General features: G+C 67.1%; 24 protein-coding genes. 11 read left to right on the plus strand and 13 right to left on the minus strand.

Translation table 11 applies throughout. The features are described 5' to 3' along the window. Positions 1-93 precede the first annotated feature (93 nt). From msrA to ACFC0O_RS06690, 3 genes are all read right to left on the minus strand, one after another. Complete coding sequence (gene msrA, locus ACFC0O_RS06680) at positions 94-606, minus strand: peptide-methionine (S)-S-oxide reductase MsrA (RefSeq protein ID WP_375954417.1); 513 nt, start codon at positions 604-606, stop codon at positions 94-96. Further along, positions 603-1058: a peptide-methionine (R)-S-oxide reductase MsrB gene (gene msrB / locus ACFC0O_RS06685; protein ID WP_375954419.1), complete on the minus strand. Its 456-nt coding sequence runs from the start codon at positions 1056-1058 to the stop codon at positions 603-605. The genes msrA and msrB overlap by 4 nt, the downstream gene beginning before the upstream one ends. Positions 1059-1168: 110 nt before the next feature. Continuing rightward, entirely contained in the window at positions 1169-2605 is a 1437-nt protein-coding gene (locus ACFC0O_RS06690; RefSeq protein ID WP_375954421.1) for a DHA2 family efflux MFS transporter permease subunit, read from the minus strand. Positions 2606-2691: 86 nt separating this feature from the next. Here ACFC0O_RS06690 and ACFC0O_RS06695 point away from each other — a divergent pair, with 86 nt between their 5' ends. The 7 genes from ACFC0O_RS06695 to puuE all read left to right on the plus strand — a co-directional run bounded on the left by ACFC0O_RS06695 (position 2692) and on the right by puuE (position 9422). Next, on the plus strand, positions 2692-3126 hold the full coding sequence (locus ACFC0O_RS06695; protein WP_375954422.1) for a MarR family winged helix-turn-helix transcriptional regulator: 435 nt from the start codon (positions 2692-2694) through the stop codon (positions 3124-3126). Between the two features lie 63 nt (positions 3127-3189). Next, a complete protein-coding gene (locus ACFC0O_RS06700) occupies positions 3190-3924 on the plus strand; it encodes a GntR family transcriptional regulator (RefSeq protein WP_375954424.1) in 735 nt (244 codons plus the stop codon). A gap of 90 nt (positions 3925-4014) precedes the next feature. Then, positions 4015-5526, plus strand: a complete 1512-nt coding sequence (locus ACFC0O_RS06705; protein WP_375954426.1) for an NCS1 family nucleobase:cation symporter-1 — start codon at positions 4015-4017, stop codon at positions 5524-5526. 5 nt (positions 5527-5531) lie between these two features. Beyond that, on the plus strand, positions 5532-6278 hold the full coding sequence (locus ACFC0O_RS06710; protein ID WP_375954428.1) for an aspartate/glutamate racemase family protein: 747 nt from the start codon (positions 5532-5534) through the stop codon (positions 6276-6278). Next, positions 6275-7489, plus strand: coding sequence for a DUF6986 family protein (locus ACFC0O_RS06715; protein ID WP_375954430.1), 1215 nt, complete (start codon positions 6275-6277; stop codon positions 7487-7489). The genes ACFC0O_RS06710 and ACFC0O_RS06715 overlap by 4 nt, the downstream gene beginning before the upstream one ends. Then, positions 7486-8508 carry an allantoicase gene (alc, locus tag ACFC0O_RS06720; protein ID WP_375954432.1) on the plus strand — a complete coding sequence of 341 codons (1023 nt, stop codon included), beginning with the start codon at positions 7486-7488 and terminating at the stop codon, positions 8506-8508. The genes ACFC0O_RS06715 and alc overlap by 4 nt, the downstream gene beginning before the upstream one ends. Then, positions 8505-9422: an allantoinase PuuE gene (puuE, locus tag ACFC0O_RS06725; RefSeq protein WP_375954433.1), complete on the plus strand. Its 918-nt coding sequence runs from the start codon at positions 8505-8507 to the stop codon at positions 9420-9422. The genes alc and puuE overlap by 4 nt, the downstream gene beginning before the upstream one ends. A gap of 57 nt (positions 9423-9479) precedes the next feature. On the opposite strand, the gene ACFC0O_RS06730 is transcribed toward puuE, so the two are convergent. Next, a complete protein-coding gene (locus tag ACFC0O_RS06730) occupies positions 9480-9974 on the minus strand; it encodes a hypothetical protein (RefSeq protein ID WP_375954435.1) in 495 nt (164 codons plus the stop codon). Positions 9975-10026: 52 nt separating this feature from the next. After that, positions 10027-10782, minus strand: a complete 756-nt coding sequence (dapB, locus tag ACFC0O_RS06735) for a 4-hydroxy-tetrahydrodipicolinate reductase (RefSeq protein ID WP_375954437.1) — start codon at positions 10780-10782, stop codon at positions 10027-10029. 209 nt (positions 10783-10991) lie between these two features. On the opposite strand from dapB, the gene ACFC0O_RS06740 reads away from it, so the two are divergent. Beyond that, positions 10992-12557: an esterase-like activity of phytase family protein gene (locus ACFC0O_RS06740; protein WP_375954439.1), complete on the plus strand. Its 1566-nt coding sequence runs from the start codon at positions 10992-10994 to the stop codon at positions 12555-12557. Positions 12558-12633: 76 nt separating this feature from the next. Here ACFC0O_RS06740 and ACFC0O_RS06745 read toward each other — a convergent pair whose 3' ends face one another. After that, positions 12634-13749: an alcohol dehydrogenase catalytic domain-containing protein gene (locus ACFC0O_RS06745; RefSeq protein WP_364631027.1), complete on the minus strand. Its 1116-nt coding sequence runs from the start codon at positions 13747-13749 to the stop codon at positions 12634-12636. Between the two features lie 96 nt (positions 13750-13845). Here ACFC0O_RS06745 and ACFC0O_RS06750 point away from each other — a divergent pair, with 96 nt between their 5' ends. Continuing rightward, positions 13846-14502: a class I SAM-dependent methyltransferase gene (locus ACFC0O_RS06750; RefSeq protein ID WP_375954441.1), complete on the plus strand. Its 657-nt coding sequence runs from the start codon at positions 13846-13848 to the stop codon at positions 14500-14502. On the opposite strand, the gene ACFC0O_RS06755 is transcribed toward ACFC0O_RS06750, so the two are convergent. The 3 genes from ACFC0O_RS06755 to ACFC0O_RS06765 all read right to left on the minus strand — a co-directional run bounded on the left by ACFC0O_RS06755 (position 14499) and on the right by ACFC0O_RS06765 (position 18212). Beyond that, positions 14499-15290, minus strand: a complete 792-nt coding sequence (locus ACFC0O_RS06755) for a hypothetical protein (RefSeq protein ID WP_375954442.1) — start codon at positions 15288-15290, stop codon at positions 14499-14501. The two genes, ACFC0O_RS06750 and ACFC0O_RS06755, sit on opposite strands and share 4 nt — an antisense overlap. Positions 15291-15416: 126 nt before the next feature. Beyond that, positions 15417-16868 (minus strand): pentapeptide repeat-containing protein, encoded by a 1452-nt coding sequence (locus tag ACFC0O_RS06760; protein ID WP_364631018.1) that lies wholly within the window; start codon positions 16866-16868, stop codon positions 15417-15419. A gap of 141 nt (positions 16869-17009) precedes the next feature. Next, the gene (locus tag ACFC0O_RS06765) at positions 17010-18212 is read right to left on the minus strand and encodes an MFS transporter (RefSeq protein ID WP_375954444.1); all 1203 of its coding nucleotides are present in this window, start codon (positions 18210-18212) and stop codon (positions 17010-17012) included. A gap of 92 nt (positions 18213-18304) precedes the next feature. Between ACFC0O_RS06765 and ACFC0O_RS06770 the strand changes: the two genes are divergently transcribed. Together ACFC0O_RS06770 and ACFC0O_RS06775 are read left to right on the plus strand one after the other, a co-directional pair. Next, the gene (locus ACFC0O_RS06770) at positions 18305-18622 is read left to right on the plus strand and encodes an ArsR/SmtB family transcription factor (RefSeq protein WP_375954446.1); all 318 of its coding nucleotides are present in this window, start codon (positions 18305-18307) and stop codon (positions 18620-18622) included. Positions 18623-18654: 32 nt separating this feature from the next. Continuing rightward, a complete protein-coding gene (locus ACFC0O_RS06775; RefSeq protein WP_375954447.1) occupies positions 18655-19164 on the plus strand; it encodes a GNAT family N-acetyltransferase in 510 nt (169 codons plus the stop codon). A gap of 212 nt (positions 19165-19376) precedes the next feature. On the opposite strand, the gene ACFC0O_RS06780 is transcribed toward ACFC0O_RS06775, so the two are convergent. The 4 genes from ACFC0O_RS06780 to ACFC0O_RS06795 form a co-directional block, all read right to left on the minus strand. Continuing rightward, positions 19377-19715, minus strand: a complete 339-nt coding sequence (locus ACFC0O_RS06780) for a hypothetical protein (protein WP_375954449.1) — start codon at positions 19713-19715, stop codon at positions 19377-19379. Between the two features lie 139 nt (positions 19716-19854). After that, positions 19855-21471, minus strand: a complete 1617-nt coding sequence (locus tag ACFC0O_RS06785) for a VWA domain-containing protein (protein WP_375954451.1) — start codon at positions 21469-21471, stop codon at positions 19855-19857. A 336-nt stretch (positions 21472-21807) separates the two neighbouring features. After that, on the minus strand, positions 21808-23172 hold the full coding sequence (locus ACFC0O_RS06790; RefSeq protein WP_375954452.1) for a M16 family metallopeptidase: 1365 nt from the start codon (positions 23170-23172) through the stop codon (positions 21808-21810). 114 nt (positions 23173-23286) lie between these two features. After that, on the minus strand, positions 23287-25551 hold the full coding sequence (locus ACFC0O_RS06795; protein WP_364630997.1) for a polyribonucleotide nucleotidyltransferase: 2265 nt from the start codon (positions 25549-25551) through the stop codon (positions 23287-23289). Positions 25552-25836 lie beyond the last annotated feature (285 nt).

A 25836-nucleotide genomic window follows, 5' to 3' on the forward strand; every position in this document is an offset into this window, starting at 1 on the left:
TGCCGGACCGGTCCGTATCCGCCGACGCTGCCCCGAACGCGAAACAGCCGCGCCACCCGTGCTCGGGTGACGCGGCCGTTCATTCAGCAGCTGCTACTTGGCCGTCTCGCGCTTGGGTAGTTTCCAGCCCGGGCGGGGGAAGTGGCAGGTGTAGCCCTCGGGGTAGCGGAGGAGGTAGTCCTGGTGCTCCGGCTCGGCATCCCAGAAGGTGCTGGCCGGGGTTACCTCGGTGACCACCTTGCCGGGCCACAGGCCGGAGGCGTCGACGTCGGCGATGGTGTCCAGGGCTACCTGCTTCTGCTCGTCGTCGAGGTAGAAGATGGCGGAGCGGTAGCTGTCGCCGATGTCGTTGCCCTGGCGGTTCTTGGTGGTGGGGTCGTGGATCTGGAAGAGGAATTCCAGCAGGGCGCGGTAGTCGGTGACCGCGGGGTCGTAGTCGATCTCCACGGCTTCCGCGTGTCCGGGATGGTTGCGGTAGGTGGGGTGGTCGTTGCGGCCGCCGGTGTAGCCGACCTTGGTGGAGAGCACACCGGGCTGGCGGCGGATCAGATCCTCCATGCCCCAGAAGCATCCGCCGGCCAGAATCGCCTTGCGCGTGTCGGTCACGCCTCCTCCTTCGTGAAGAGAGTCTTGTACTGTCCGTAGCCTTCCGCCTCGAGGTTATCGAGGTGGATGAAACGCAGGGCCGCGGAGTTGATGCAGTATCGCAGTCCGCCCTGATCGCGCGGGCCATCGGTGAACACGTGCCCGAGATGGCTATCACCGTGAGCGGACCGCACCTCGGTGCGAATCATCAGATGGCTGATATCGCGCTTCTCGAACACATTGGTGGCGTCGATCGGTTTGGTGAAGCTCGGCCACCCCGATCCGGATTCGAACTTGTCCGTCGAGGCGAACAATGGTTCGCCGGATACGACGTCCACGTAGATTCCCGGCTCGTGGTTGTCCCAGTACTCGCCGGTGAACGCTCGCTCGGTGCCGTTCTCCTGCGTGACGTGGTACTGCTCGGGTGAGAGCGCCGCTACCGCCGCCGGATTCCGGTTGTATTCCTGTGTCACCTGACCTCCTCTTATCGGCCACACGTACAACCGGCCGCCCCGGATGGAAGTTCCCGCCCCCGGCCGGGCGTCACACTTCGTTCATTATTCGCCACGCCCGGGGCGCACGGCTACCTGCGCTGGTGGCGGCGCAGTTGGGTCGACGCGATCGAGGCGATCAGCGACAGCGCGGCCAGCACCGCGAAGGCCAGCTGATATCCGGAAACCGGGGACCACTCGGAAGCCGTTGCGCGGGAGAGGATTACCGCGATGACCGCGACTCCCACCGCACCGCCGATGCGCTGCAGGATATTGACGAAGGCCGCCGCGTCGGGCAGTTGATCCGGGCGAACGGCGGCATAGGCGGCCGACACCAGGGGCATGCCCGCGAGCGCGGTCGCCACGCCTGCCGCGAACAGAAGAAGCTGTACGACAACGAGATTGGCATCCTTCGGCAGGAAGGCGAAGGGTACGAGAGTCACAGCCACGCCCAGATTGCCGAAGATGGCGATGAAGCCGCCACCGAATCGGTCGGCCAGGCGGCCACCCAGGGGCAGGGTGATAACGCCGCCCGCGCCGAAGGCGATGAGCAGCACACCCGTGCGAATCAGGCCGTCACCGTGCAATACCTGGAAATACAGGGGCAGCAGGACCATGACGCTGAACATGGAGGCCCCGGCGAAGAAGCTGGCGGTATTCGCCGCGGCGAAGACCCGATTGCTGAACATCCGGACATCGAGCAGCGGCCGGACGCTACCGGCGGTGCGAAGGATGAAACCAGCCAGCGCGGCCAGGCCGAGCACGACCGGCAGCCAGACCGATAGCGATGCGGCGGAACCGGTTTCGCCGATTTCCGACAGCCCGTAGACGACCGCGGACACACCGCCGCCCGCCAGGATCAGGCCGATGACGTCCAGCGGTTGCGTCGACCCACCGGGCCCCAGGGGCAGATAGCGCAGACCGAGCGCGAACCCGATCAGCCCCAGCGGGATATTGATCAGGAACAGCCACTGCCAGCTCCAGTGCGCGAGCATGAGCCCGCCGACGGTCGGCCCGAGGGCGGGCGCGCCGACCACCGCGATGCCGACCACGCCCATGACTCGGCCCATGCGCTGCGGTCCAGCGGCCTGCCCGAGAATGGTTTGACCTGCGGGAATCATGACCCCGGCGGCCAGGCCCTGAAGCACCCGCAGGGCGATGAGCCATCCGGCCGAACCGGCCAGGGCGCACAGCCCCGAGGTGATGGTGAACGCGAGCATGGCTCCCAGCCACAGCCGCCCGACGCCGAAGCGGCGGCCGAGCCAGCCGCAGACGGTGAGCGAAACACCAAGGGCCAGTAGGTATCCGCTCGCCACCCATTGAATCGTGGCGAGCGAGGCGTGCAGATCCGCGCCGATGGTGTGCAGCCCGATATTCACCAGTGAGGTGTCGAGCATGCCCATGATCGCGCCGAACACCACGACGGCGGCGGTGCGCCAGACATAGGCGGGGATCTTGCCGGATGCGGCGGGAGCATCCGGTGCGCGAGAGGTGGTGGGGGCGTTGGTATCCGGGCGCGTCCGCGTCATCGGATGACTCCTTCGAATGTGCTTGAGCTTCCCAATTGCAGACTCTAACAATGATTGAGTAACTCAACAATAGATATAATCCGCAGGTGACCGAAAGCCGCGACTACTACCCCCGGGACCTGCTGCGCTATCCGACCTACGCGCTCGGCAAGCTGCACAAGGCCATGCACGTCGAGCTGGGGACCCCGCTGCGCGAGCACTGGGTGCTCACCTATCTGTCGGAGTTCAGCGAGATCTCCCAGCAGGAGATGGCCGACGCGCTCGGCATCGACCGCAGCGAGGTGGTGCGCCTGATCGACAGCCTGGAGAAGTCCGGCCTGGTCACCCGCACCCGCGATGCCGACGATCGGCGCAAGTACCGGCTGGCCATCACGAATTCGGGCCGCACGCTGCGCGATGAGACCAATGCCCGGATCTCCGCCGCCACCGACAATCTGCTGCATCGACTCACCCCCGCGGAACGCGAAACGCTGCACCGGCTTTCGCTCAAGGCGCTCGGTTACGACCTGGACGAGCTCTGACCGATACGCCTGATCTGCCCGGATGCGCGTCCGGCCCGGCAACCGGGCGACTACCGTGAACGGGTGCCCTCTCGACCGCGACTACCGCGTTTACCCCAGCTCACGCCCGCACTGGACGCGCATCGCGGCTACACACAGCACGAAATCCTGGACGAACTGCGCAGGCTGATCCTGGGCGGCAATCTGCCGCCCGGCACCGGAATGCCGCTGGGCGAATTGGCCAGGCAGTTCGGGGTGAGCGCCATTCCGGTGCGGGAATCGCTGCAGACGCTGATCGGTGAGGGCCTGGTCGAGCATCGGCCCAATTTCGGCTATCAGGTCACCCTGCTGACCGCCGCCGAACTGAGCGAACTGTATGTGGTGCGGGAGAGCCTGGAGGCCGCCGCGCTCGCCGCCGCGGTCTCGCGGGCCACCGCCGAGGATCATGCACTGGCGCGCGAGACCCATGCCCGGCTCGAGCGCGCGATTCTCACCGAGGACGCGGTGGCCTATCACCGCGAGACCCGGAACTTCCATCTCGCGCTGGTGCTGCCGTCCGCGATGCCGCGGGTGGTGCACATGCTCGAATACGCCTGGAATATCACCGAACCGGTGCAGCCGATGGTGCACGCCAGCACCGCCGATCGCGTGGTGCTGCACGCCGATCACTCCAAGCAACTCGCGGCCTTCCTCGCACGCGATGCGGCGGCGCTGTTGGACGCCACCGCGGCACACCATCTGCGACTCAACGGAGTACTGTCGCGACTGCCCACCGACACCGGACTTTTTGCGGATTCCGCAGGTGGGAAAGATATATAGTTTCAGCAACACCCGGGCAATACCGGCTCGATAGCGTCGCGCACACCCTTGTTCCCGAAGGCCGGGACCCGATGAGATCGGATGTGCGACATGCCCGAAACCGTTGCGCCGCCGTCCACGAGTGCGCCCCACTCGGCGGTGACCAACGCGCCGGACTACGACCCCCGGTTGGTCAATGAAGACCTCGCCCCGCTGCGTGAGCAGACCTGGGGCACCTACAACATTTTCGCGTTCTGGATGTCGGACGTGCACAGCGTCGGCGGCTATGTCACCGCGGGCAGCCTGTTCGCACTGGGCCTGCACAGCTGGCAGGTGCTGATCGCCCTGGTCGTCGGCATCACCATCGTGTACGGGCTGTGCAATCTGGTGGCCAAACCCTCGCAGGTGACGGGTGTGCCGTATCCGGTCATGTGCCGCAGCGCCTTCGGTGTGCTGGGCGCGAATGTGCCCGCCATTATTCGCGGTCTGATCGCGGTGGCCTGGTACGGGATTCAGACCTTCCTGGCGTCGGCGGCGCTGGATGTGGTGCTGATCAAGCTGTTTCCCGGGCTCGCGCCGTACGCGGTGGTCGATGACTACGGATTCCTCGGGCTGTCCGCACTGGGCTGGGCCTCATATCTGATTCTCTGGGTGCTGCAGGCGGCCGTGTTCTGGCGTGGCATGGAGTCGATTCGCAAGTTCATCGACTTCTGCGGTCCGGCGGTCTACGTGGTGATGTTCGTGCTGTGCGGCTACCTGATCTGGAAGGCCGGCTGGAGCGGGATCGATCTGAACCTAGGTAAGCAGACGCTGTCGGGCTGGTCGGCGCTGCCGGTCATGCTGGGCGCGATCGCGCTGGTGGTCTCCTATTTCTCCGGTCCGATGCTGAACTTCGGCGACTTCTCGCGCTACGGCAAGTCCTTCGCGGCGGTGAAGAAGGGCAATCTGCTCGGGTTGCCGGTGAACTTCCTGGTGTTCTCGCTGCTGGTCGTGGTGACCGCGTCGCTGACGATTCCGGTGTACGGCGAGTTGATCACCGATCCGGTCGCGACCGTGGCGCGCATCGACAACACCTTCGCCATCGTGCTGGGCGCGCTGACCTTCACCATCGCCACCATCGGCATCAATATCGTGGCCAACTTCATCTCCCCCGCCTTCGATTTCTCGAATGTGAATCCGCAGCGCATCAGCTGGCGGATGGGCGGCATGATCGCCGCGGTCGGATCGGTGCTGATCACGCCGTGGAATCTGTACAACAATCCCGATGTCATCCACTACACGCTGGAAACGCTCGGCGCGTTCATCGGCCCGCTGTTCGGCGTGCTCATCGCCGACTACTACCTGGTGCGCAAGCAGCGGGTGAACGTCGATGAGCTGTTCACCATGTCCGAGCACGGAAGTTATTGGTACCGCAGGGGTTACAACCCGGCGGCTATTCTCGCGACTGTTGTCGGCGCGGTGTTCGCGGTGATTCCGGTGCTGGCCTCGGGCCGGATGACCGGGATGTACACGGCCGCGCAGTACAGCTGGTTCATCGGCTGCGGTCTCGCACTGGCCGGGTACTACCTGCTGGCCACCCGGGGACCGCTGCGCCTGTCCGTACCCGTATCCGAAGATCGGTGAGACGCATGCGAATTCGAGTCATCAATCCCAATACCACCGCGGCCATGACGGATCTGGCCGCCGCGGCCGCGCGGGCCGTGGCCGCGCCCGGCACCATTGTCGAGGGCATCACCTCGGCGATGGGACCGGCGTCCATCGAAAGTCATTACGACGAAGCGCTTTCGGTGCCGGGACTGCTCGCGGAGATCGCGCGCGGTGAGGCCGAGGGTGTGGACGGCTATGTCATCTCGTGTTTCGGCGATCCCGGCTTGGACGCGGCGCGGGAGCTGGCGCGCGGGCCGGTGATCGGTATCGCCGAGGCCGCCATGCAGGCTGCCAGCCATTTCGGGCGCGGGTTCAGCGTGGTCACCACGCTGGCCCGAACCTCGGGCCGGGCCGCGGAATTGGCCGAGCGCTACGGGATGGAGCGGTTCTGCGCGGGTATTCACGCGTGTGAGATTCCGGTGCTGGAACTGGAGGATCCCAAGGCGCGCACGGTGATCGCCGACGCCTGCCGCGATGCCGTGCACACCGATAACTCCGACGCCATCGTGCTCGGCTGTGCGGGCATGGCCGATCTGTGCGAATACCTCACGCGGGAGGTCGGCGTCCCCGTCATCGACGGTGTCGCCGCCGCCACGCTCACCGCGCAATCCCTGATCACCATGGGGCTGCGCAAATCCGGGCGCGGGGAGTACGCCGCACCGCTGCCCAAGCAGTACACCGGCCTGCTGGCCGAATTCTCCCTAGACAGTCAGGAGGCGCGTAAGTGACCCTGCCCGCGTACGTACTTGGCGATATCGAAGGCCGGTTGCGGTCGGTCGATGCGGAACTGGCGCAACACTATCCGGGTGATCGGGCGGGACAGCCCATTCACACCGCGTATGTGAGCGCGGCCGACGCCACCCCGGAACTGCCGAGGGAATGGGGCGCGACCGCCATCGAACTGGCCGGCAAGCACAGCGATGTGCTGACCGAACTGGGCGGGCCGGATGCGCTCGCGCGCACGCTGAACGCGTTGCGCTGGCGGCCCATTCAGGATCTGCGGCTGGATTTCGAGGACGGGTACGGAACGCGCGGCGACGCCGTGGAGGATCGCGACGCGCTGCACGCCGGTGCGGTGCTGGCGGCGCTGCCCGCCGAGGTGGTCTCGCGCGGTATCCGCATGAAGGGGCTCACCACGCTCGAATGGGAGCGCGCGGTGCGCACTCTGGAGAAGGTCCTGGAAGGCGCGGGCGGGGTGCCCGACGGATTCGTCTTCACCATTCCCAAGATTCGCTCGGCCGATCAGGCCGAGGCGGCCGTACTGCTGTGCGAGGCAATCGAATCCGCGCACGGGCTGCCGGAGCGATCGCTGAAGTTCGAATTGCAGATCGAGAGCCCGCAGGCCGTGATCGCCGCCGACGGCACCGCGACCGTCGCACAGGCCATTCACCGCTCCGCCGGTCGCTGTACCGGATTGCATTACGGCACATACGATTACAGCGCCGCCTGCGGTATCGCACCGCAGTTCCAGTCGCTGGAGCATCCGGTGGCCGATCACGCCAAGGCCGTCATGCAGGCCGCCGCCGCACAGACCGGCGTCTGGGTCTGCGACGGCTCCACCCAGGTACTGCCCCTGGGCACCGATGACGAGGTGCGCGCCGCCCTGGCCCGCCACTACCGCCTGGTCACCCGTTCCCTCGAGCGCGGGTACTACCAGGGCTGGGATATGGGCGCGGGCCACCTGGCCACCCGCTGGCTCGCCACCTTCGCCTTCTATCGCACCGCCCTCGAGGTGGCCGCACCCCGTATCGGCCGCTACCTGGATCGCCAGGGCGGCGCGGTGGTGGACGAACCGGCCACCGCCCAAGCCCTTGCGACCGTCGTGCTGCGCGGATTGGACTGCGGCGCTTTCGGTCCCGACGAGGTGACGGCGCTGGTCCCGGCCGCGACCGTCACCGTTCTCCATCAGTTGCGCGAAAGGAAAATGCCCTCGCTATGACCGCCGACAAGACTGATTTCACTTTGCTGCCCGATCTGGCCGTGCGCTCGCTGGGCGGTGCGGTGATCTGGGCCAATGACGAGTCCTTCGCTGAGCGGGAGAATCTCATTCGGCCGGAGGAATCCACCTATCAGCCCGCGACTTTCGGGCATAAGGGGCAGGTGTACGACGGGTGGGAGACCCGGCGGCGGCGGGGGGACTTCGGGGATTCGCCGGATTCGGAGGATTGCGATATCGCGATCGTGCGGCTGGGGGTGCCCGGGGTGATTCACGGGGTCGTGGTGGATACCGCGTGGTTCAAGGGGAATTATCCGCCGGAGGTTTCGGTGGAAGCCATTGCGCTGGAAGGGTATCCGTCGGCCGAGGAGGTTGCGGGGCTGGATGGGTGGACGACCATTGTGGCGCGGTCCGCGGTGAACGGGGACAGCCGCAATCCGTTCCCGGTGGACTCCAAGCAGCGGTACACCCATGTGCGGTTGCGCATGTTCCCGGATGGCGGCGTGGCGCGGTTGCGGGTGCACGGGATCGCCAAACCCGAACTGCGGTGGTTGGATTCGGGGCCGTTCGATTTGGCGGCGCTGGAGAACGGTGGGCTCGTCGCGGATTGCTCCAACCGGTTCTACTCCCATCCCGAGCAGATTCTGCTGCCCGGGCGGGCGCGGTCCATGGGTGACGGCTGGGAGACCGCGCGGCGGCGGACCCGCGACAACGATTGGGTGCGAGTGCGTTTGGCGGGTGAGGGCGTGCTCACCATGGCCGAGATCGATACCTCGTACTTCCTGTTCAACAGCCCGGGAGCGGCCTCGCTGACCGGTATTCGCGCGGACGGGTCCGAGGTGGAGTTGCTGCCGCGCACGGTGCTTCGGCCCGATACCCGGCACCGGTTCGCCATCGACTCCGATGAGGCCGTGGTGGAGGTGCGTCTGGACGCCTTCCCGGATGGCGGGCTGGCGCGGCTGCGACTGTTCGGCACCCTCACTCCCGCCGCGCGAGCGGAGCTGGAAGGTGAACTCGCATGAGCGATTTCGACCTGAACTACCCGAGGGATATGGTCGGCTACGGACCCAATCCCCCGCATCCGCACTGGCCCGGCGAGGCCAATATCGCGGTGAACTTCGTCCTCAATTACGAGGAGGGCGGGGAGAACAACGTCCTGGACGGCGACGAGGGCTCGGAGACGTTCCTGTCGGATATCGTTCCGGCACAGGCGTTCCCGAACCGGCACCTGTCGATGGAGACCATCTACGAGTACGGTTCGCGCGCCGGACTGTGGCGGGTGCTGCGACTGTTCGAACAGCGCGATATCCCGCTGACCATCTTCGGGGTGGCGCGGGCGCTGGAACGCAATCCGGAAGCCGTCGCGGCGTTCAAACGCCTCGGGCATGAGATCGCCTGCCACGGGTTGCGCTGGATCTCCTACCAGATGTCCGATCCGGAGACCGAGCGCAAGCATATGGAAGAGGCGGTAAACATCATTACCCGTCTCTTCGGTGAGCCGCCGCGCGGCTGGTACACCGGGCGGGACTCACCGCAGACCCGTGAGCTGGTGGTCGAGCACGGCGGCTTCGCCTACGACTCGGACTCCTACGCGGATGATCTGCCGTACTGGGTGAAGGTGGGCGAGCACGACCAGCTGGTGGTGCCGTACACCCTGGAGACCAATGACATGCGGTTCTCCTCCCCCGCCGGATTCGCCAACGGTGACGAGTTCTTCTCGTACCTGCGCGATGCCTTCGATGTCCTCTACGCCGAGGGCGCGGCGGGTGCGCCGAAGATGCTGTCCGTCGGCCTGCACTGCCGGATCATCGGAAAGCCCGCTCGCGCAAAGTCTCTGGAACGCTTCCTGGACTATGTGCAGTCGCACGACAAGGTGTGGCTGACCCGCCGCATCGATATCGCCGACCACTGGCGCGCCACCCACCCGCCGCGGTAGCTACGAAAATGGCCCGGAACCAACAGGTTCCGGGCCATTCTTCGTTCGAACGGTGAATCAGGATTGCTGGGCGGTGCGCTCCTGGCGCTCCAATTCGACTGCGCGGCGCATGACTTCGCGGGCGCGGGTGCGGTCGCCCGCGTAGTCGTAGGCGCGGGCGGCGCGGTAGTTGGTGCGCCAGTTGTCCGGGTCGGCTTCCCATTCGACCTTCACGCGCTCGAAAAGCTGGTCGGCGGCTTCACGTTCCAGACGGCCCGAGGGACGGCGCGGCAGGTCGGAGGTGTCGAGCTCCAGGCCCTCGGCGTGGATCAGCTTCGCCAGATGCTGGTGTGCGAAGGCGGCGCGCACGCTGGAGGCCACGATCCAGACACCCAGCAGCGGCAGCAGCAGCACACCCACGCCCAGGATCGCCGCCGGGATAGACCCCGAACCGATCAGGCTCAGCGCGATCTTGCCCAGCAGCAGGAAGTAGAAGCCCAGGATCAGGACCAGGGCCGCGATGAACGCGACCCGCTTGCCGACCTCGCGGGAGTTGTTCTCCGGCGCGGTCATCGTCGAACCCCGTTCGGGCTCGAGTCCCGGCTGTACGACATCAATGGCTCGCTCACAGGTCCAGCAGGGCGTCGATGCCCACGGTCAGGCCCGGGCGCAGCGGGGTCTTGCGGGTGCCGAGCAGGACGCCGGGGACGAAGGAGGTGCGGTCCATGGAGTCGTGCCGGATGGTGAGGGTTTCGCCCTGGGTGCCGAAAAGCACCTCCTGGTGCGCGACCAGGCCCGCCAGGCGCACCGAGTGCACGCGCACGCCGTCGACGTCCGCGCCGCGCGCGCCCTCGAGTTCCTGACTGGTGGCATCGGGGCTGCGGCCCACGCCCGCCTTCTCGCGGGCGGCGGCGATCATGCTCGCGGTGCGGAAGGCGGTGCCCGACGGCGCGTCGGCCTTGTTCGGGTGATGCAGTTCGATGACCTCGACCGAATCGAACCAGCGCGCGGCCTGTTCGGCGAAACGCATGGTCAGCACCGCGCCGATGGCGAAATTCGGGGCGATGAGCACGCCGACCTCGGGCTTGGCGGCGAGCCAGCCGCGCACCTTGTCCAGGCGTTCGGCATCGAAGCCGGTGGTGCCGACCACGGCGTGAATGCCATTGGCCACCAGCCACTCCAGATTGGGCATGACCACATCGGGATGGGTGAAGTCGATGACCACCTCGGTGCCGACCACGGTGAACATCTCCAGCGAATCACCCTTGTCGACCTGGGCGACCAGTTCGAGATCGTCGGCCGCCTCGACACCCGCGCAGATCGCCTGCCCGACCTTGCCGCGCGCTCCGAGCACACCCACCCGGATCCGGTTCGTGGTCACCACGTCTCCTCACATGCCTCTACCTGAACAAAAAAGTCTGGCCCGAGCCTATCGGGTCGCGGGGGCGAGTCGGGGAACCCCCGTTACCGTGGGCGTATGCGATCCGGCACACCCGGCACGGCCCGCCCGTCCCGGCCCTCGCGGGCGATGAGGGCAACTGTTCAGCTTCCGGCCAACCGGCCGTCGGATACGCCCGGTAGGCATCGCCTGTGAGAATTCGCCGTAGTACCCCCAGCGCGCTCGTCGCCGTCGCCGTGTGCGCCGCTGCCCTGGCCGCCTGCTCCTCCTCGGACTCGGGCGCCGACTTCACCGCGACCAAGGATCAGCCGCTGGTCATCTCGCTGGACGACTTCCTGGCCAAGACCGGCGGGACCGCGGCGGTGGCCATCGCGGACCCGCAGCACGGCAAGATCACCCGCAATGTCGACGGTTCGGTCGTGTACACCCCCGCCGCCGGATACACCGGTTCGGACAGCATCACCGTCACCACCACCGATGCGGTCAAGCTGTACACCACCGATATCAAGCCGCTGGGCACCTTCGGCGGAATCACGGTGCAGGGCAGCGGTTTCGGCTCCTCGTTCACGCCGGTACCGGGTTCCAAGGACGAGTTCTACGGCCTGACCGACCGCGGCCCGAACGTCGACGGCAAGGGCAAGAACGAAAAGCTGGTCGCGGTACCGGATTTCACGCCCTCGATCGCCAAGTTCAAGATGGTCGGCACCCGCGCGGTGGTGGAATCCACCATCGCACTGAAGAATCCGGCCGGACAGCCGTTCAACGGCCTGGTCGACACCTCGGCCACCACCGGTGAGACCATCAAGGATCTCGCGGGCAATGTGCTGCCGCCCACCGATCACGGTATCGACAGCGAGGGCCTGGTCGCCCTGCCCGACGGCACCTTCTGGGTCTCGGACGAATACGGCCCGTTCATGGTGCATTTCGACGCCAAGGGCACCGAACTGGAGCGGCTCGCGCCGGGACGCGGTCTGCCCAAGGAACTTTCGCTGCGCACCCCGAATCAGGGCATGGAGGGGCTGACCATCACCCCCGACGGCAGCACCCTGGTGGGCATCATCCAGTCCGCGCTCAATGAGCCCGGCGTCAGCAATGCGCGCGAAGTGCCGATGACCCGCATCGTCACCGTGGACCTCAAGACCAAGGCCACCAAGGAGTTCATCTACCCCTTGGAGAACCCCAAGGAGAAGCTCGCGGTCTCCGAGATCACCGCGCTGAGCGCCACCACCTTCGTGGTCGACGAGCGCGACGGCAACAAGGCACCCAAGGCCAACAAGAAGCTGTGGACCATCGATATCAGCAATGCCACCGATGTCGGCCCGCAGTCCAAAGTCGCGGGCGCGCAGTACGATCCGGAGAAGGGTCTGCTCATCGACGGTAAGCCGATCGAGGTCTACGTCGGCACCGTGAGCACCGCCGACGGAGTTGCCGCCCTGCAGAAGGCCGGTATCACCGCGGTCGCCAAGAAGTCGAACCTGGATCTGGGCGGGCTGCTGGACGGCCTCAACCCGGACGGCAAGTTCTTCGGCCACGACAAGGTCGAGGGCGTGGCCACCAACGACGGCGGTAAGACGCTCTACATCTCCGATGACAGCGATTTCGGCGTCGAGGGCGCGACCGGTGATCAGCCGCCGTTCGGGCTCAAGGCCAAGATCCTGCCGAATGGGGTGCAGGACAGCGGTGAGATCCTCGCGGTGGATACCACCAAGCTGCCCGCGAAGACGCAGACCAAGACGATCAACCTGACGGTCAAGTAGCGCCTGCTCGAAAACCAACGCCCGCCACGGTGATCCGTGGCGGGCGCGTTCGTTTCGATGCGGAAAGCGTTGCCGCTCAGTCGAAGATGACGACCTGGCGCAGGGCGTGCCCGGCGGCGAGTTCATCCATGCCGGTGTTGATGTCGTCCAGGGTGATTCGCGAGGACACCAGCCGCTCGACCGGCAGCTTGCCCTCGCGCCACATGCGCACGTACTCCGGGATATCCCGCGCGGGAACCGCGGAGCCCAGGTAGCTGCCGATGATGGAGCGGCCCTGGGCGACCAGGCCCAGCGGGGAGATGCTGGCCATCGCCTCGGGCGCGGGCAGGCCGACCGTCACGGTGGTACCGCCCACCGCGGTCGCGGCCACCGCTGTTTCGAAGGCGCGGATATTGCCCGCCGCCTCGATCACGACCTCGGCCTGAATGCCCTGCTCGGCCAGTTCCGCCGGGGTGTAAGAGGCGGTCGCGCCCAATTCCATGGCGATCTTGAGCTTCTCCGGCACGGTATCGACCGCGATCACATCGCGGCCGGTGCCCTCGCGGATGGCCGCGGCCACCAGTACCGCGGCCATGCCGACACCGCCCAGGCCCACCACCATGATGCGATCGGCCGGACCGGGCTTCGCCGAATTCAACAGTGCCCCACCGCCGGTCAGCACCGCGCAGCCGAGCACCGCCGCCACGTCCGCCGGAACATCGTCCTCGACCGGTACCACCGAATGCCGGTCCACCACCGCATGCGTGGCGAAGGCCGAGACACCCAGATGGTGATGCACCTCCGCACCGTCGCGCAGCAGTCGCCGCCCGCCGTTCATGAGTTCACCGGCATTATTGGCCATACTGCCCGGCAGGCACGGGGTGCGGCCCTCGGTCGCACAGCCCGCGCATTCCCCGCAGCGCGGCAGGAAGGTCATGACCACGCGCTGACCGACCGCGATATCGCTCTCGCCGGGACCGACCGCCTCGACCCGTCCGGCGGCCTCGTGCCCGAGCAGCATGGGCACCGGGCGCACCCGATTCCCGTCCACCACCGACAGATCCGAGTGGCACAGTCCGGCCGCCTCGATGCGCACCAGCAGCTCACCCGGGCCGGGTTCACCCAGGTCGAGTTCGCTCACGGTGATCGGTTTCGACTCGGCGAACGGAGCCGGCGCCCCGATTCGTTCCAGGACAGCTCCACGAATCCTCATGCGCCCGACGCTACTCCACCGGCTCACATCGAACCCGAAGTACAACCTTCCCAGACAGTTGGAAATCTGCTTCGATGGAGTCGGATAGGAGCACATATGCCCAGTACTTCCCTCACCACCGGCAATCGCGCCCTCAATCAATTGGTGACCGGATTCTTCGGAAACGTCGCCCGCGCCTACGACACCGCGGCGCTACAGCAGGCCGTCTACAAACCGCCGCAGGATCAGGTGGTCAAGGAGTTGCGCGCGGCGAAATCCCGGCGGATCGCCGATATCGGCTGCGGCACCGGCATTCTCACCACCCGTATCGCCCGGGAACTACGGCCGGAGGTGGTGTACGGGGTGGACGCCTCCACCGGCATGCTGGCGCAGGCCCGCGCCCGGTCCAGCGAGGTGCAGTGGCGGCATTCGGCCGCGGAGCATCTCCCGCTCGACGACGGTGAAGTGGATGCGGTGGTCTCCACCAGCGCTTTTCATTTCTTCGATCATCCGGTGGCGCTGCGCGAATTCCAGCGCGTGCTCGCGCCCGGCGGTCTGGTGGCCATAGCGACCATGCATCCCTCGGCCCCGACCGCACGGCCGATTCAGCGTTTGACGCGCAGCCCGCTCTTCCCGGCGCACGCGCCCTCACCCCGGGAGACCCGGAAGCTGCTGGAGGACGCCGGTTTCCGGGTGCTCGATCAGCGCAAGATCGACCGGCCCATCCCGTCCTGGCTGGTGCCCGACGTCATCACCGTGGGGCGGCGCACCTAACGCACGCCGGGTTTGTCGCCACCCCGGAAACAGACTGTCATCTGCCGTTTGTCCCACACCACCCAGACCGCGCCGCGACCGTCGCGGGGACAGCCGGAGCCGTCGGTGGTGTTCTCGAAGACGGCGGTGGCCTGCACTATGTGATCGCCCGGGGTGGCGCAGTCCACCTTGGACGGTTCATCCATATGTTCTGTGTCGTAACAGAATCCGGCGCGCCAGTCGAAGGCCAGGCACAGGTGATAGAGCTGTTTGCCCGCGCGATCCTTACGACTGGTCTCCAACTTGTAGAGCGGTCCGGCGCAGGGGGCCGGACCGGTTTGCAGGACCCGGTAATTCGCGTCGAGCGTGGTGCAGTCCGCGGGCGCGGGCGCACCGGGTTTCCAGGTGGGGCCGCCATCGGCGGCGGTGGCGGCCTCCATCGGAACCTCGACGCAGTCACCGGGATTCAGCAGTGACAGCGGATCCGGGGCCGCGGGTTTCGGATTGGCGGTGCTGGTGGGAATGCCCGCCTGGACCAGGCCGGGGGCTTCGGGCAGCGCGGTGCCCGCGACGGTGTCGCCGAACAGCGCCGACGGGACCGGGGACGCCGCGGAAGCCATTGCGAGCCAGCCGAATCCGCCGAGCGCGACGGTGAGCACGACCAGCCAGCGTTTCCCGCGTGCGGCCGGATTCCAAGAGCGCTTGGCCTCGCGCTCCGAAGCGATGGCGAAGAAGCCGACTACCGCGGCCGCGAACAACAGCGCTGCCGCGCGCCCGACATCGGCCCACTCCACACCCAGCGTCCCCACCACAATCCCCTAGATCGGTACCCTCGCAAACTATCGCACGCCACAATACGAGGGCAATCCGACAGATCCGTCACTCATGCCGGAGGCGTGGATCCCGGACGGCAGCACGCCGGGATGACGGGGCGGCTAGCTCGTGAGCTCCTCGGCCTTCTCGGACTTGTCCGCCGGAATCGGGGGCCACTGTTCCGGGCGGATATTCGCGGGTTTGGCGGCCGAACTGCCCTGCCAGTCGAAATGCACGCCGACCCACGCCTTCGGACGTTCGAAGCAGATCTCGCGGGCGTCGAACGAGGCGCGGCGGAAGTTGATATCGCCGAAGAAGTCTCCGCCGTTGAAGGTGATCAGGCGACCGCCGAAGACGGCATCGGCGAAGGACACCTTGCCGTGGTATTCGGCGCGCGCGAAGGTGATCTCCTCGGTGCGGCCCGAACCCCAGCGGGTGGCGGTGCCCAGATTGGCGCAGTCGAACGCGGTGGTCTCCGCGTAGAACCGGGCGGCGGTGAAAACCACTCGGGCACCGGTGAATTCGGCCCCGGTGAAGGTCACCCGGTCACCGTCGAACACGGTGCGCTCGAAACTCGTGAGCTGGGCGGTGAATTTGGCATTGGCGAAGCCGCCGCGTTCACCGGCGAAGGTGGCGCGATCGAATGCCGTTCGCGCGCCGCCGAATACGGCGTAATCGAAGTTCACCGGACCGCCGAAGGTGGCGTCCACGAAGGTGGTCCCCGAACTCTTGCGATCGGCCCGACCGACCCGATTGTGCTTGAAGTTCACATGTTCGAAGGAGGTGCTGCCGCCCCGGAACATGGCCCCGCGGAAGGTCACTCGCCGCCCCAGGAAGGACGCGCCCTCGAAGGTGGTGTCGCGGCCGCCGGTGAAGGAGGCATTGGTGAAACGGGTGCTGTGACCCGCGAAGACCGCGCCCCGGAAATCCGCGTTCTCGAAGACCGCGTCGGAGAAATCGAAATCGGACGCGGACCAGGAGACATCGGCCGAGCGCCGGAGCCGTTCGGCGATCACCCGGACAATGGTCTCGCGTACCTGCCGGTCGTTCTGCCGGTAGTTGTAGACGCGTTCCACCGCCGTCCCGGAATCCTCGATGCGCTGGGATTTGGAGACCAGATGGCTGGCGCCCTCATCCGGCGCGTACGGCAGGCGCAGATATCCGCACAGCACATCGATGCACTGCTGCCGCCGCCCGCGCACCGAGAACTCGTCGGCGACGCCCGCCAGTGCGTACACGCCCGCAATGCGCACCGCCACATCGGAATTGCCGAGTTGTGAGGCCGCCGCGCCGAACAGTTCCGCGAACCGCCCGCGCTCCAGATCGCGTTGCCGCCGGTAAGCGACGACCAGCGCCACCGCCGCGCCGACGCCCGCGGTAATACTCAGCGCGATCTTGGTCAGATCCAATTGATTCGGCGTCTCCGCCTTCGCACCCAGGGCCAGCCACAACATCCACCAGGTGAACGCACCGATGGCCAGACCACCGGCCACCGCGATCAACACCGACAGCAACAGCGCCGACCGATGAACTGTCCGGTTCAACATTCCGCCGAACCAACCCCACCGTCGCATAGCGGAAGGATAACGATCAGGCTCCCGCGCCGCGCGGGCTGTGGTTATTCCCACTCCGCGACAAGCGATTTCGGCCGTGACACGACTCGGCCCGCCCGGCAGGTCGCCGGACGGGCTGAGAGCTGTTCGGGCACTGACGAATCAGGCGGCCTGTCGCCGCAGACCCAGTCCCGCCGCACCCAGGCAGGCCAGCGAGACCGCGACCACGAACCAGGGGAACACGGTGGTCAGACCCCAGGTGGTGGCGGCCCAGCCCGCGACCACGGTCGGCAGCGCCATGGCGGTGTAGGCGAGCAGGTAGTAGGCGGACATGGTCTCACCGCGCTTGTGCTGCGGCACCACATTGGACAGGTGGCGCAGCGAACCGCCGAAACCCAGGCCGAAGGTCGCGCCGAGGGCGAAACCGGCCACCAGCACCAGCACCCAGTTGTGGGTGGCCAGGGCCGGAATGGTCAGCAGCAGGGTGACGGCCATACCGATATCGCCGATGATCGCCGCACGACGGGCGGTGATATTGGTGGCGAAGTACTGCGCGGCCGCACCGGCGGTGGCCGTGGACGCCACCACCGCGCCGCCGAACACCAGATTGTGGATGCCGGTCTTGGCCGAGGCCAGCGACGGGTACAGCGACAGCAGCACGCCGAGCACCGACCAGGCCGCCATCACGCCGAGGGCGGAGAACCAGAAATCGCTTCGAATCTCCTGCGGCACAGCGGGCTTGGCGATGGTGATGCGTCCGGCGGTGCGCGCGGTATGCGGTTCGCGCAGGGCCAGCACGCCCGCGCCGATGGCGAGGCAGGCCAGCGTGATCACCACGTACGGGGTGCGCAGCGGGTACGGGGCGTACTGCGCCAGCAGCGCGGAACCCAGAATCGCCACTGCCATACCGACATTGAAGGCCACACCGGACAGCTGGCCCGACCGCGCACCCTCCTTGGGCCGCATATCCAGCAGTGCCGCGGCACCGGCCACCACGGTCGCGCCGACCGCGAAACCGTGCAGGGCGCGCGCCACCAGCAGCATGGCCACATTGTCGGCGAACAGGAAGACCACCAGGCCCGCGATCATGATGCCGAACGCGCCGAGCAGCACCGGCTTTCGGCCCACCACATCGGAGATGCGACCGGACACCAGCACCGCGACCAGGGCCGCGACGGCGTAGACGGCGAAGACGAAGGTGGTCGTCAGCGGCGAGAAATTCCACGCCTGCTGATACATGCCGTAGAGCGGCGCGGGCGCTCCCGAGACGCCGAGCGCAACACCGCTGGCCGCGAGGATGAGCGCGTAGGCCCATTTCTGGCTGCTCTGCTCGGCTCGAGTCGCAACCGTCACTACCGCTGCCATCGAACCCTCCATCAGGTAAGTTTGATTCTTATCGAACCTGACCCTACTCCTGGTTCGATGAACGTCAAACCACTTATCGAGTGAGGTAGCTCATGACCGACACCGACGCGATGCTCCCCGTGGCCCCGCTGCCCGCGGTGCTGGGCGCGCTACAGGACCCGGTCCGCCTCGAAATGCTGCGCCGGCTCGGCAATGCCGGTGGCGAACCGGTGCGCTGCAGCGCGCTCTACGAGGTGGTCAGCAAGTCCACCGCGGCACACCACTTCAAAATCCTGCGCGAGGCCGGGCTCACCGAACGCCTCACCATCGACGGCCAGACCTGTCAGCGGCTGCGCACCGAGGACATCGAAACCGCGCTGCCCGGACTGCTCGACGCCGTCCTCGGGGCGGCGAACCGGCTAACCGAGTGACCGGGAACCGCCCGGTGCGCTAGCGTCGGCGGATGCGCATTCGTGCGGCCACGACCGACGACCTCCCGATCCTGCAGGACATCGAAGACGCGGCCGGAGAACCCTTCCGGACCGTCGGCATGATCGAGATCGCCGATGACGACCCACCCTCGATAGAAGTACTCGACGAATATCGACGCGACGGCCGGGCCTGGGTCGCCGTCGACGATGACGGCGACATCCCGATCGCCTACCTGATCAGCGAGGAAGTCGACGGCACCGAACACATCGACCAGCTCTCGGTGCATCCCCAGGCGGCACGGCGGGGCATCGGCGCGACCCTGATCGACCGGGCCGCCGACCACGCCCGCGCCCAGGGGCTGACCGCGCTCACCCTCACCACGTTCACCGAAGTGCCTTGGAACGCACCGTATTACGAACGCCTGGGCTTCCATATCGTGGATGACGCGGAGTTGACGCCGGGGCTGCGCAAGATTCGGGCGCGCGAGGCCGAACACGGTCTGGACCGCTGGCCGCGCACCGTCATGCGGCGCGATCTCTGAAGTCGCGACGGCGACCTCCGACGGTCGAGAACACCACGAGGGCCCGGATGTCATACGGTGTGGCCATCAGACAGTCCGGCATTCACACGGTCCGGACATCAGACGGCCCGGGCTCCCCGGCGATGGGGCATTCGCGGCGGTCCGGTCTACGCTCGGCCCGCACCCCACGGCACTGAGGGCTCCGTGTGCGGTGCGATCCCGGGCCGAGCCGGTCAGCTGGGCCGCGCCGCCAGGCACTCCTGGACGCGGGCCAGTTCGCGGAGACCGCCCAGCATGCGCGGATCATCGCCCGAGGCGAAGACGCACGCGTCGATGGCGGCCAGGCGCACGCGGGCGTCCGGATGCTCGTACATGATCCGGCGCACGCGCTCCAGGTGGTTGCCGCGTGACACCCAGACCAGCAGCTCCGCCGCGCGGGCCTGCTGGTCACCGTCCGCGTCCGCCAGCCAGACGAAGCGCTCCAGCTCCGCCATGGACGTGCGGTCGCGCAGGGCGCCGAGCAGCGAGAGCATTGCCGGAATATCGGATGCCGGTCCACTCGATCGGAACATGGTGTCCCCCTTTCGAGCCGTCAGGTCACCATGTGCCCAGCCTGCTCCCGTACGGACCGTACGGCCTGAGTAGCGGACCACTCGTTTCCGGGCGCGCGACTCCCCCGCCGACGCGAGTTGCCTACGCGGCGGCGGGTTTTCAGCGCAGAATGCCCGCCCCGGTGGCCGCGTTGATCCACGCCGGGAACTCGGTGAGCAGGCGATCGTAGAGTTCCGGATCGGTGATCTGGTCGATATCATCCACGGCGAAGAAGCCCACATTGTCGACGCGGCGGCCCGCCATGGTGTCCAGGCGCTCCAGCACGCCGTATCCGGAGCGGGTGCCCAGGCCCACGAACTGCCAGAAGATCGGCTCCTCGACCGCGGCCCGCAATTCCTGTTCGATCTCGCGGTTCTTGTAGACGCCGCCGTCGGAGAAGAACAGCACCAGCGTCGGCCCGTGCTGCGGGGTGGCGCGCACATAGTTGCGCACCTCCGCGATCACCTTCTGCTCCTCGTTCTGAATGCCGACGGCCTTCATATCGACCTGACCCGGCTGGAGCGTGCGACCGCGTTTGCGTCCGCCGAACAGCGACAGCTGACCGCAGCGCACATGCAGCGAAATCCACTGCGGCATATCGGCGATGGTGAGATCCGGCAGTCGCGCCGGATTGCTGGCGAAGGTCCACGCCTGCATCGCGCCATTGTCATCGAGCTGCGCCGCGACCGCCGCCATCCGCTCCACCACCCGGTGCACCAACTGCTTGTCGTACAGCGGCGTCATCGATCCGGAGGCATCGAGCACCAGGATCACCCGCGCGTTCAACTGCTGCACACCATGCTTGGCCAGGCTCACCGCGACCTGTTCCTTGCGCAGCGACAACCGCTTTCGCATATCGACAGGCAGCTGCTCCTCCCCCTTGGTCAGCCGAATCGCGGGCTGTCCACCCGGCTGCGCGAACTGCTGCGGCGCGGGCTGATACCCCGGAGCCGGGGGCGGCTGGTACGCCGGAGGCGGCGGAGGCTGATGGCCCGCGGGCGGCGGCGCATACGAAGCGGGTTGCGGCGCACCCGGATACGGCGGCGGAATTTGCGATCCCTGCGGCACGGGTGGCGGAGCGTACGCGGGAGACTGCGGCGGGGGCGGCGGCGCGTACGCGGGAGACTGCGGCGGAGCGTACGCGGGAGGTTGCGGCATGGGCGGCGGGGCGTAGGCGGCGGGTTGCGGTGAGTATGGGGCGGGCGCGGGCTGCGCCGACGTGTCATCATCCACGGTGATACCGAAATCGGTTGCCAGCCCGGCCAATCCGCTGGACCAGCCCTGCCCCACGGCCCGGAACTTCCAGGCACCACTACGCCGATACAACTCCCCGCACAGCATGGCGGTCTCGGGTCCGGCCGCGATATCGAAGCGCGCGATCTCAGCCTCGGTGGCGGCGTCCACCACCCGCAGATGCAACCCCGGCACCTGCCCGAAGGTCCCGCCATCGGCGGACGCGCACAATGCGATCCGGTCGATATCCGGCTGCACCCCGGCCAAATTCACTTCCAGCGCATCGAAATCCCCGCGCTTGCCGAGATGCCGCACCGCGCCGCTGGGATGCCCCGGCTGGTTGTAGAACACGAAATCCACATCGTTGCGCACCTTCCCCGCAGCGGTGAGCAATAGCGCGGAAGCATCGACGGCGGGCACCCCGGGTCCCCCCGACCACGCCAGCACGGCTCGAACGGCATTGGCGGCCACGGGGACATTGGCCCCTTTGCTGAGAGTCGTCACCCGAGCCAGTCTGCCGCAAATCGGCGTCCACGACACCGCCAACGCAATGCCCCTATGCCGCCGCACCGGATAGATCCGGTGCGGCATACCCCTTCGATCGCCGGGTGGTGAACCAGCGCAGGATAAGTCGGCGACTCGCGATCCCCGACGAGGCTCCCGCTGCGATTCGACCGCACTGATCCGGAGCACACCGCGCGCTTTCGGCGCCGCACAGGTTTCAGCGCCACACAGGTTTCAGCGCCGCTGGACCTGCGGCAGCCGCACCCTCGCTCATCCTGCGCACCCGATCCGCACGGGCTCGGGTGCGCGCTCCTGACCCGAGTGCGAGGCTTGCGCTCAATCCACCAGGCGGCGGACCGGGGCGGGGAGGTCTCGGGTGCGGCGGTAGGGGCCCGCTACCGAGGCGGCGAAGGGGCGGGAGAGGAGTTTGGCGGCTATGCGGGAGACCTCGTCGGTGGTGACTTCGTCTATGCGGGCCAGGGTTTCGGAGACGCTGCGGTGGTTGCCGTAGCTGAGTTCGCTGCGGCCGATGCGGTTCATGCGGGAGCCGGAGTCCTCCAGGCCCAGTACCAGGCCGCCGCGCAGGGAGCCCTTGGCGCGGGCGCATTCTGCGTCGGTGATGCCTTCGGCGGCAACCTCTTCCAGCACGCCGCGGGCCAGATTCGTGACCTGGCCGAGGTTTTCGGGCTGGCAGCCGAGGTAGACCGAGAAAGCGCCGGTGTCGGCGAAGGTGTCGACGCTGGAGTACACCGAGTACGCCAGGCCGCGTTCCTCTCGAATGCGCTGGAACAGACGCGAACTCAGGCCACCGCCCAGCACCGTGTTGAGGATCGACAGCGGCCAGCGCTTATCGCCCTCGTGGCGGCCGAAGGCGCGGGTGCCGAATACCAGGTGCGCCTGTTCGCTCTCGCGGTAGATGCGCATGAGTTCGGGGGTGGCGCGCGGGCGGAATTTGCCTTCGCGGCGCGGTGCGGGTTCGCACGCCGGATCGAGCCGGTTGGCGAAGGCGCGATGCACCAGCTCGACCGTGTGCTCATGTTCGATATTGCCCGCCACCGCGACCACCATGCGGTCCGGGCGGTACCGCCGCTGATGGAACGAGCGCAGCTGCGGCGCGTTCATGCCCTCGATGGTCTCGACGCTGCCGATCACCGGGCGGCCGATCGGATGATCGCCGAACAGCGCGGTCAGGAAGGCGTCGCCGACCATATCCTCGGGATCGTCATCGCGCATGAAGATCTCTTCGAGCACGACCTGCCGTTCGACGGCGACATCCTCGGCCCGACACAGACCGTTCAGCACCACATCGGTGACCAGATCCACCGCCATGGGCAGATCCTCGTCCAGCACATGCGCGTAGTAGCAGGTCTGTTCCTTGGCGGTGAACGCATTGAGTTCTCCGCCAACGGCATCCATGGCCTGCGCGATATCGAGCGCGGACCGGGTGGGCGTGGCCTTGAAGAGCAGATGCTCCAGGAAATGCGCCGCACCGGCGACCGTCGAGCCCTCATCGCGCGAGCCGACGCCGACCCATACGCCGATGGAGGCCGAACGCACGCCGGGCACATGTTCGGTGACGACCCGTAGCCCGCCGGGCAGCACCGTCCGGCGCACACCGGTATCGGCGTACGGCACCTCGTTGGTGGAGCGGACCAGTGCAGAACTCTTAGCCGACAGTGGAGTGTCCTTCTTCCGACCCATGCTTCCCAACCCGCGGTTCGTGCCTCGAAGAGCTTGTGTAGTTCAAAGATTGGTGGCCCCCCACTCCATTATCGGAGCAAGGGGCCACCGCACTTTACGTCAGACGTACGACAATCACTCGGCCGCGACGGTTTCGGCGACAGCGCTGTCCGCGCTGTCCGCCGAGTCCTCGTCGACCGGGACGAGGGAGATCTTGCCGCGGTTGTCGATATCGGCGATCTCGACGCGGATCTTGTCGCCGACGTTCACCACGTCCTCGACCTTCGCCACGCGCTTGCCGTTGCCCAGCTTGGAGATGTGCACCAGGCCGTCACGGCCCGGCAGCAGCGAGACGAACGCGCCGAAGGCGGTGGTCTTGACGACCGTGCCCAGGAAGCGCTCGCCGACCTTCGGCAGCTGCGGGTTCGCGATGGCGTTGATCTGATCGATCGCCGCCTGCGCCGCGGGGCCGTTGGTCGCACCGACGTAGACGGTGCCGTCATCTTCGATCGAGATGTTGGCGCCGGTTTCCTCGGTGATCTGGTTGATGACCTTGCCCTTGGGCCCGATCACCTCGCCGATCTTGTCGACCGGGATCTTGATGGCGGTGACGCGCGGGGCGTACGGGCTCATCTCGTCCGGGATGTTGATGGCCTCGGCCATGACATCCAGGATGGTCATGCGGGCATCGCGGGCCTGGTTCAGCGCACCGGCCAGCACCTGCGACGGGATGCCGTCGAGCTTGGTGTCCAGCTGGAGAGCCGTGACGAACTCCGGGGTACCGGCGACCTTGAAGTCCATGTCACCGAAGGCGTCTTCGGCACCCAGGATGTCGGTCAGCGCGACGTAGCGGACCTCGTCCTGACCCTTGTCGTTCTTGATGGTGTCGGACACCAGGCCCATGGCGATACCGGCGACGGGGGCCTTGAGCGGCACACCGGCGTTCAGCAGCGACAGGGTCGAGGCGCAGACCGAGCCCATCGAGGTGGAACCGTTGGAGGACAACGCTTCCGACACCTGACGGATGGCGTACGGGAACTCTTCCTGCGACGGCAGCACCGGCATCAGGGCGCGCTCGGCGAGCGCGCCGTGGCCGATCTCGCGACGCTTGGGCGAGCCGACGCGACCGGTCTCACCGGTGGAGTACGGCGGGAAGTTGTAGTGGTGCATGTAGCGCTTGGAGGTCTCCGGGCCGAGCGAGTCGACCTGCTGCGCCATCTTGACCATGTCCAGGGTGGTGACACCCAGGATCTGGGTCTCGCCACGCTCGAACAGCGCCGAACCGTGGGCGCGCGGGACGACCGCGACCTCGGCGGACAGGGCGCGGATATCGGCCAGACCACGACCGTCGATGCGGAAGCCGTCGGTCAGGATGCGCTGGCGCACAAGCTTCTTGGTGACCGAGCGGAAAGCCGCGCCGATCTCCTTCTCGCGACCCTCGAAGGTCTCGGCCAGGCTGGACAGCACGGCCAGCTTGATCTCGTCGATCTTGTCCTCGCGCTCATGCTTGCCCGCGATGGAGAGCGCCTCGTTCAGCTCCTCCTTGGCGGTGCCCAGCACGGCCTCGAACACATCGGACTGGTACGGCAGGAAGACCGGGTACTCCGCGGTCTCCTTGGCGGCCAGCGCGGCGAGGTCGGACTGCGCCTTGCACAGCCGGGCGATGAACGGCTTGGCGGCCTCGAGGCCCTGTGCCACAACGGTTTCGGTGGGCGCGGTGGCGCCGTCCGCGATGAGAGCGAGCACCTTGTCGGTGGCCTCGGCCTCGACCATCATGATCGCGACGTCACCCTCGACGACGCGGCCCGCGACGACCATGTCGAATACGGCTCCCTCGAGCTGCTCGACGGTCGGGAACGCGACCCACTGATCACCGATCAGGGCCACGCGCACACCGGCGACCGGACCCGAGAAGGGCAGGCCCGCAAGCTGAGTCGACGCCGACGCCGCGTTGATGGCGACCACGTCGTACAGATCCTTGGGATCGAGCGACATGACGGTCACGACGACCTGGATCTCATTGCGCAGACCGTCGACGAAGGACGGGCGCAGCGGCCGGTCGATCAGGCGGCAGGTCAGGATGGCGTCGGTGGAGGGACGGCCCTCGCGACGGAAGAACGAGCCGGGGATGCGGCCCGCGGCGTACATGCGCTCCTCGACGTCCACCGTCAGCGGGAAGAAGTCGAACTGGTCCTTGGGGTGCTTACCGGCGGTGGTCGCCGACAGCAGCATGGTCTCGTCGTCCAGGTAGGCGACGACCGAACCGGCGGCCTGCTTGGCGAGGCGGCCGGTCTCGAAACGGATGGTGCGGGTGCCGTAGGCGCCGTTGTCGATCAGCGCGACGGACTCGAATACGCCGGGCTCGACCTCGGCGGCGGAACTGGTCAATGTTTCGGTCATTCTCTTCTCTCAACCTCTCGTCTTCGCCGGATACCAGCGCCACCGCCCCGATGGGCATGACGCGATCCAGCTGTTTTGTCCCCTTGACGGGGCGAGTCGTACCCGGCACGGGCGCTCGAGGACCCTCCTGGTCTCCGGGCGCACACCCGGCCATCTCCCCTTGGAGACGGCGACGCGGAGGCGGTCATCGATCGAAGCCCTCCGGCGCGCGGTGTATCTCCTCTTGCTGCGCCCCGAAAAGCCACTACCGAAGACCGACGCCACGCGACGGATGCATACGGCTCA

It is taken from the genome of Nocardia sp. NPDC056100 (assembly GCF_042266325.1).
Taxonomy (GTDB): domain Bacteria; phylum Actinomycetota; class Actinomycetes; order Mycobacteriales; family Mycobacteriaceae; genus Nocardia.

Bases quoted from the DNA above. Each gene is read 5' to 3' on its own strand.
- ACFC0O_RS06690 (WP_375954421.1), bottom strand. From the start codon at position 2,605: ATGACGCGGACGCGCCCGGATACCAACGCCCCCACCACCTCTCGCGCA.
- ACFC0O_RS06705 (WP_375954426.1), top strand. From the start codon at position 4,015: ATGCCCGAAACCGTTGCGCCGCCGTCCACGAGTGCGCCCCACTCGGCG.
- ACFC0O_RS06710 (WP_375954428.1), top strand. From the start codon at position 5,532: ATGCGAATTCGAGTCATCAATCCCAATACCACCGCGGCCATGACGGAT.
- alc (WP_375954432.1), top strand. From the start codon at position 7,486: ATGACCGCCGACAAGACTGATTTCACTTTGCTGCCCGATCTGGCCGTG.
- puuE (WP_375954433.1), top strand. From the start codon at position 8,505: ATGAGCGATTTCGACCTGAACTACCCGAGGGATATGGTCGGCTACGGA.
- ACFC0O_RS06730 (WP_375954435.1), bottom strand. From the start codon at position 9,974: ATGACCGCGCCGGAGAACAACTCCCGCGAGGTCGGCAAGCGGGTCGCG.
- ACFC0O_RS06745 (WP_364631027.1), bottom strand. From the start codon at position 13,749: ATGAGGATTCGTGGAGCTGTCCTGGAACGAATCGGGGCGCCGGCTCCG.
- ACFC0O_RS06750 (WP_375954441.1), top strand. From the start codon at position 13,846: ATGCCCAGTACTTCCCTCACCACCGGCAATCGCGCCCTCAATCAATTG.
- ACFC0O_RS06760 (WP_364631018.1), bottom strand. From the start codon at position 16,868: ATGCGACGGTGGGGTTGGTTCGGCGGAATGTTGAACCGGACAGTTCAT.
- ACFC0O_RS06765 (WP_375954444.1), bottom strand. From the start codon at position 18,212: ATGGCAGCGGTAGTGACGGTTGCGACTCGAGCCGAGCAGAGCAGCCAG.
- ACFC0O_RS06770 (WP_375954446.1), top strand. From the start codon at position 18,305: ATGACCGACACCGACGCGATGCTCCCCGTGGCCCCGCTGCCCGCGGTG.
- ACFC0O_RS06775 (WP_375954447.1), top strand. From the start codon at position 18,655: ATGCGCATTCGTGCGGCCACGACCGACGACCTCCCGATCCTGCAGGAC.
- ACFC0O_RS06780 (WP_375954449.1), bottom strand. From the start codon at position 19,715: ATGTTCCGATCGAGTGGACCGGCATCCGATATTCCGGCAATGCTCTCG.
- ACFC0O_RS06790 (WP_375954452.1), bottom strand. From the start codon at position 23,172: ATGGGTCGGAAGAAGGACACTCCACTGTCGGCTAAGAGTTCTGCACTG.
- ACFC0O_RS06795 (WP_364630997.1), bottom strand. From the start codon at position 25,551: ATGACCGAAACATTGACCAGTTCCGCCGCCGAGGTCGAGCCCGGCGTA.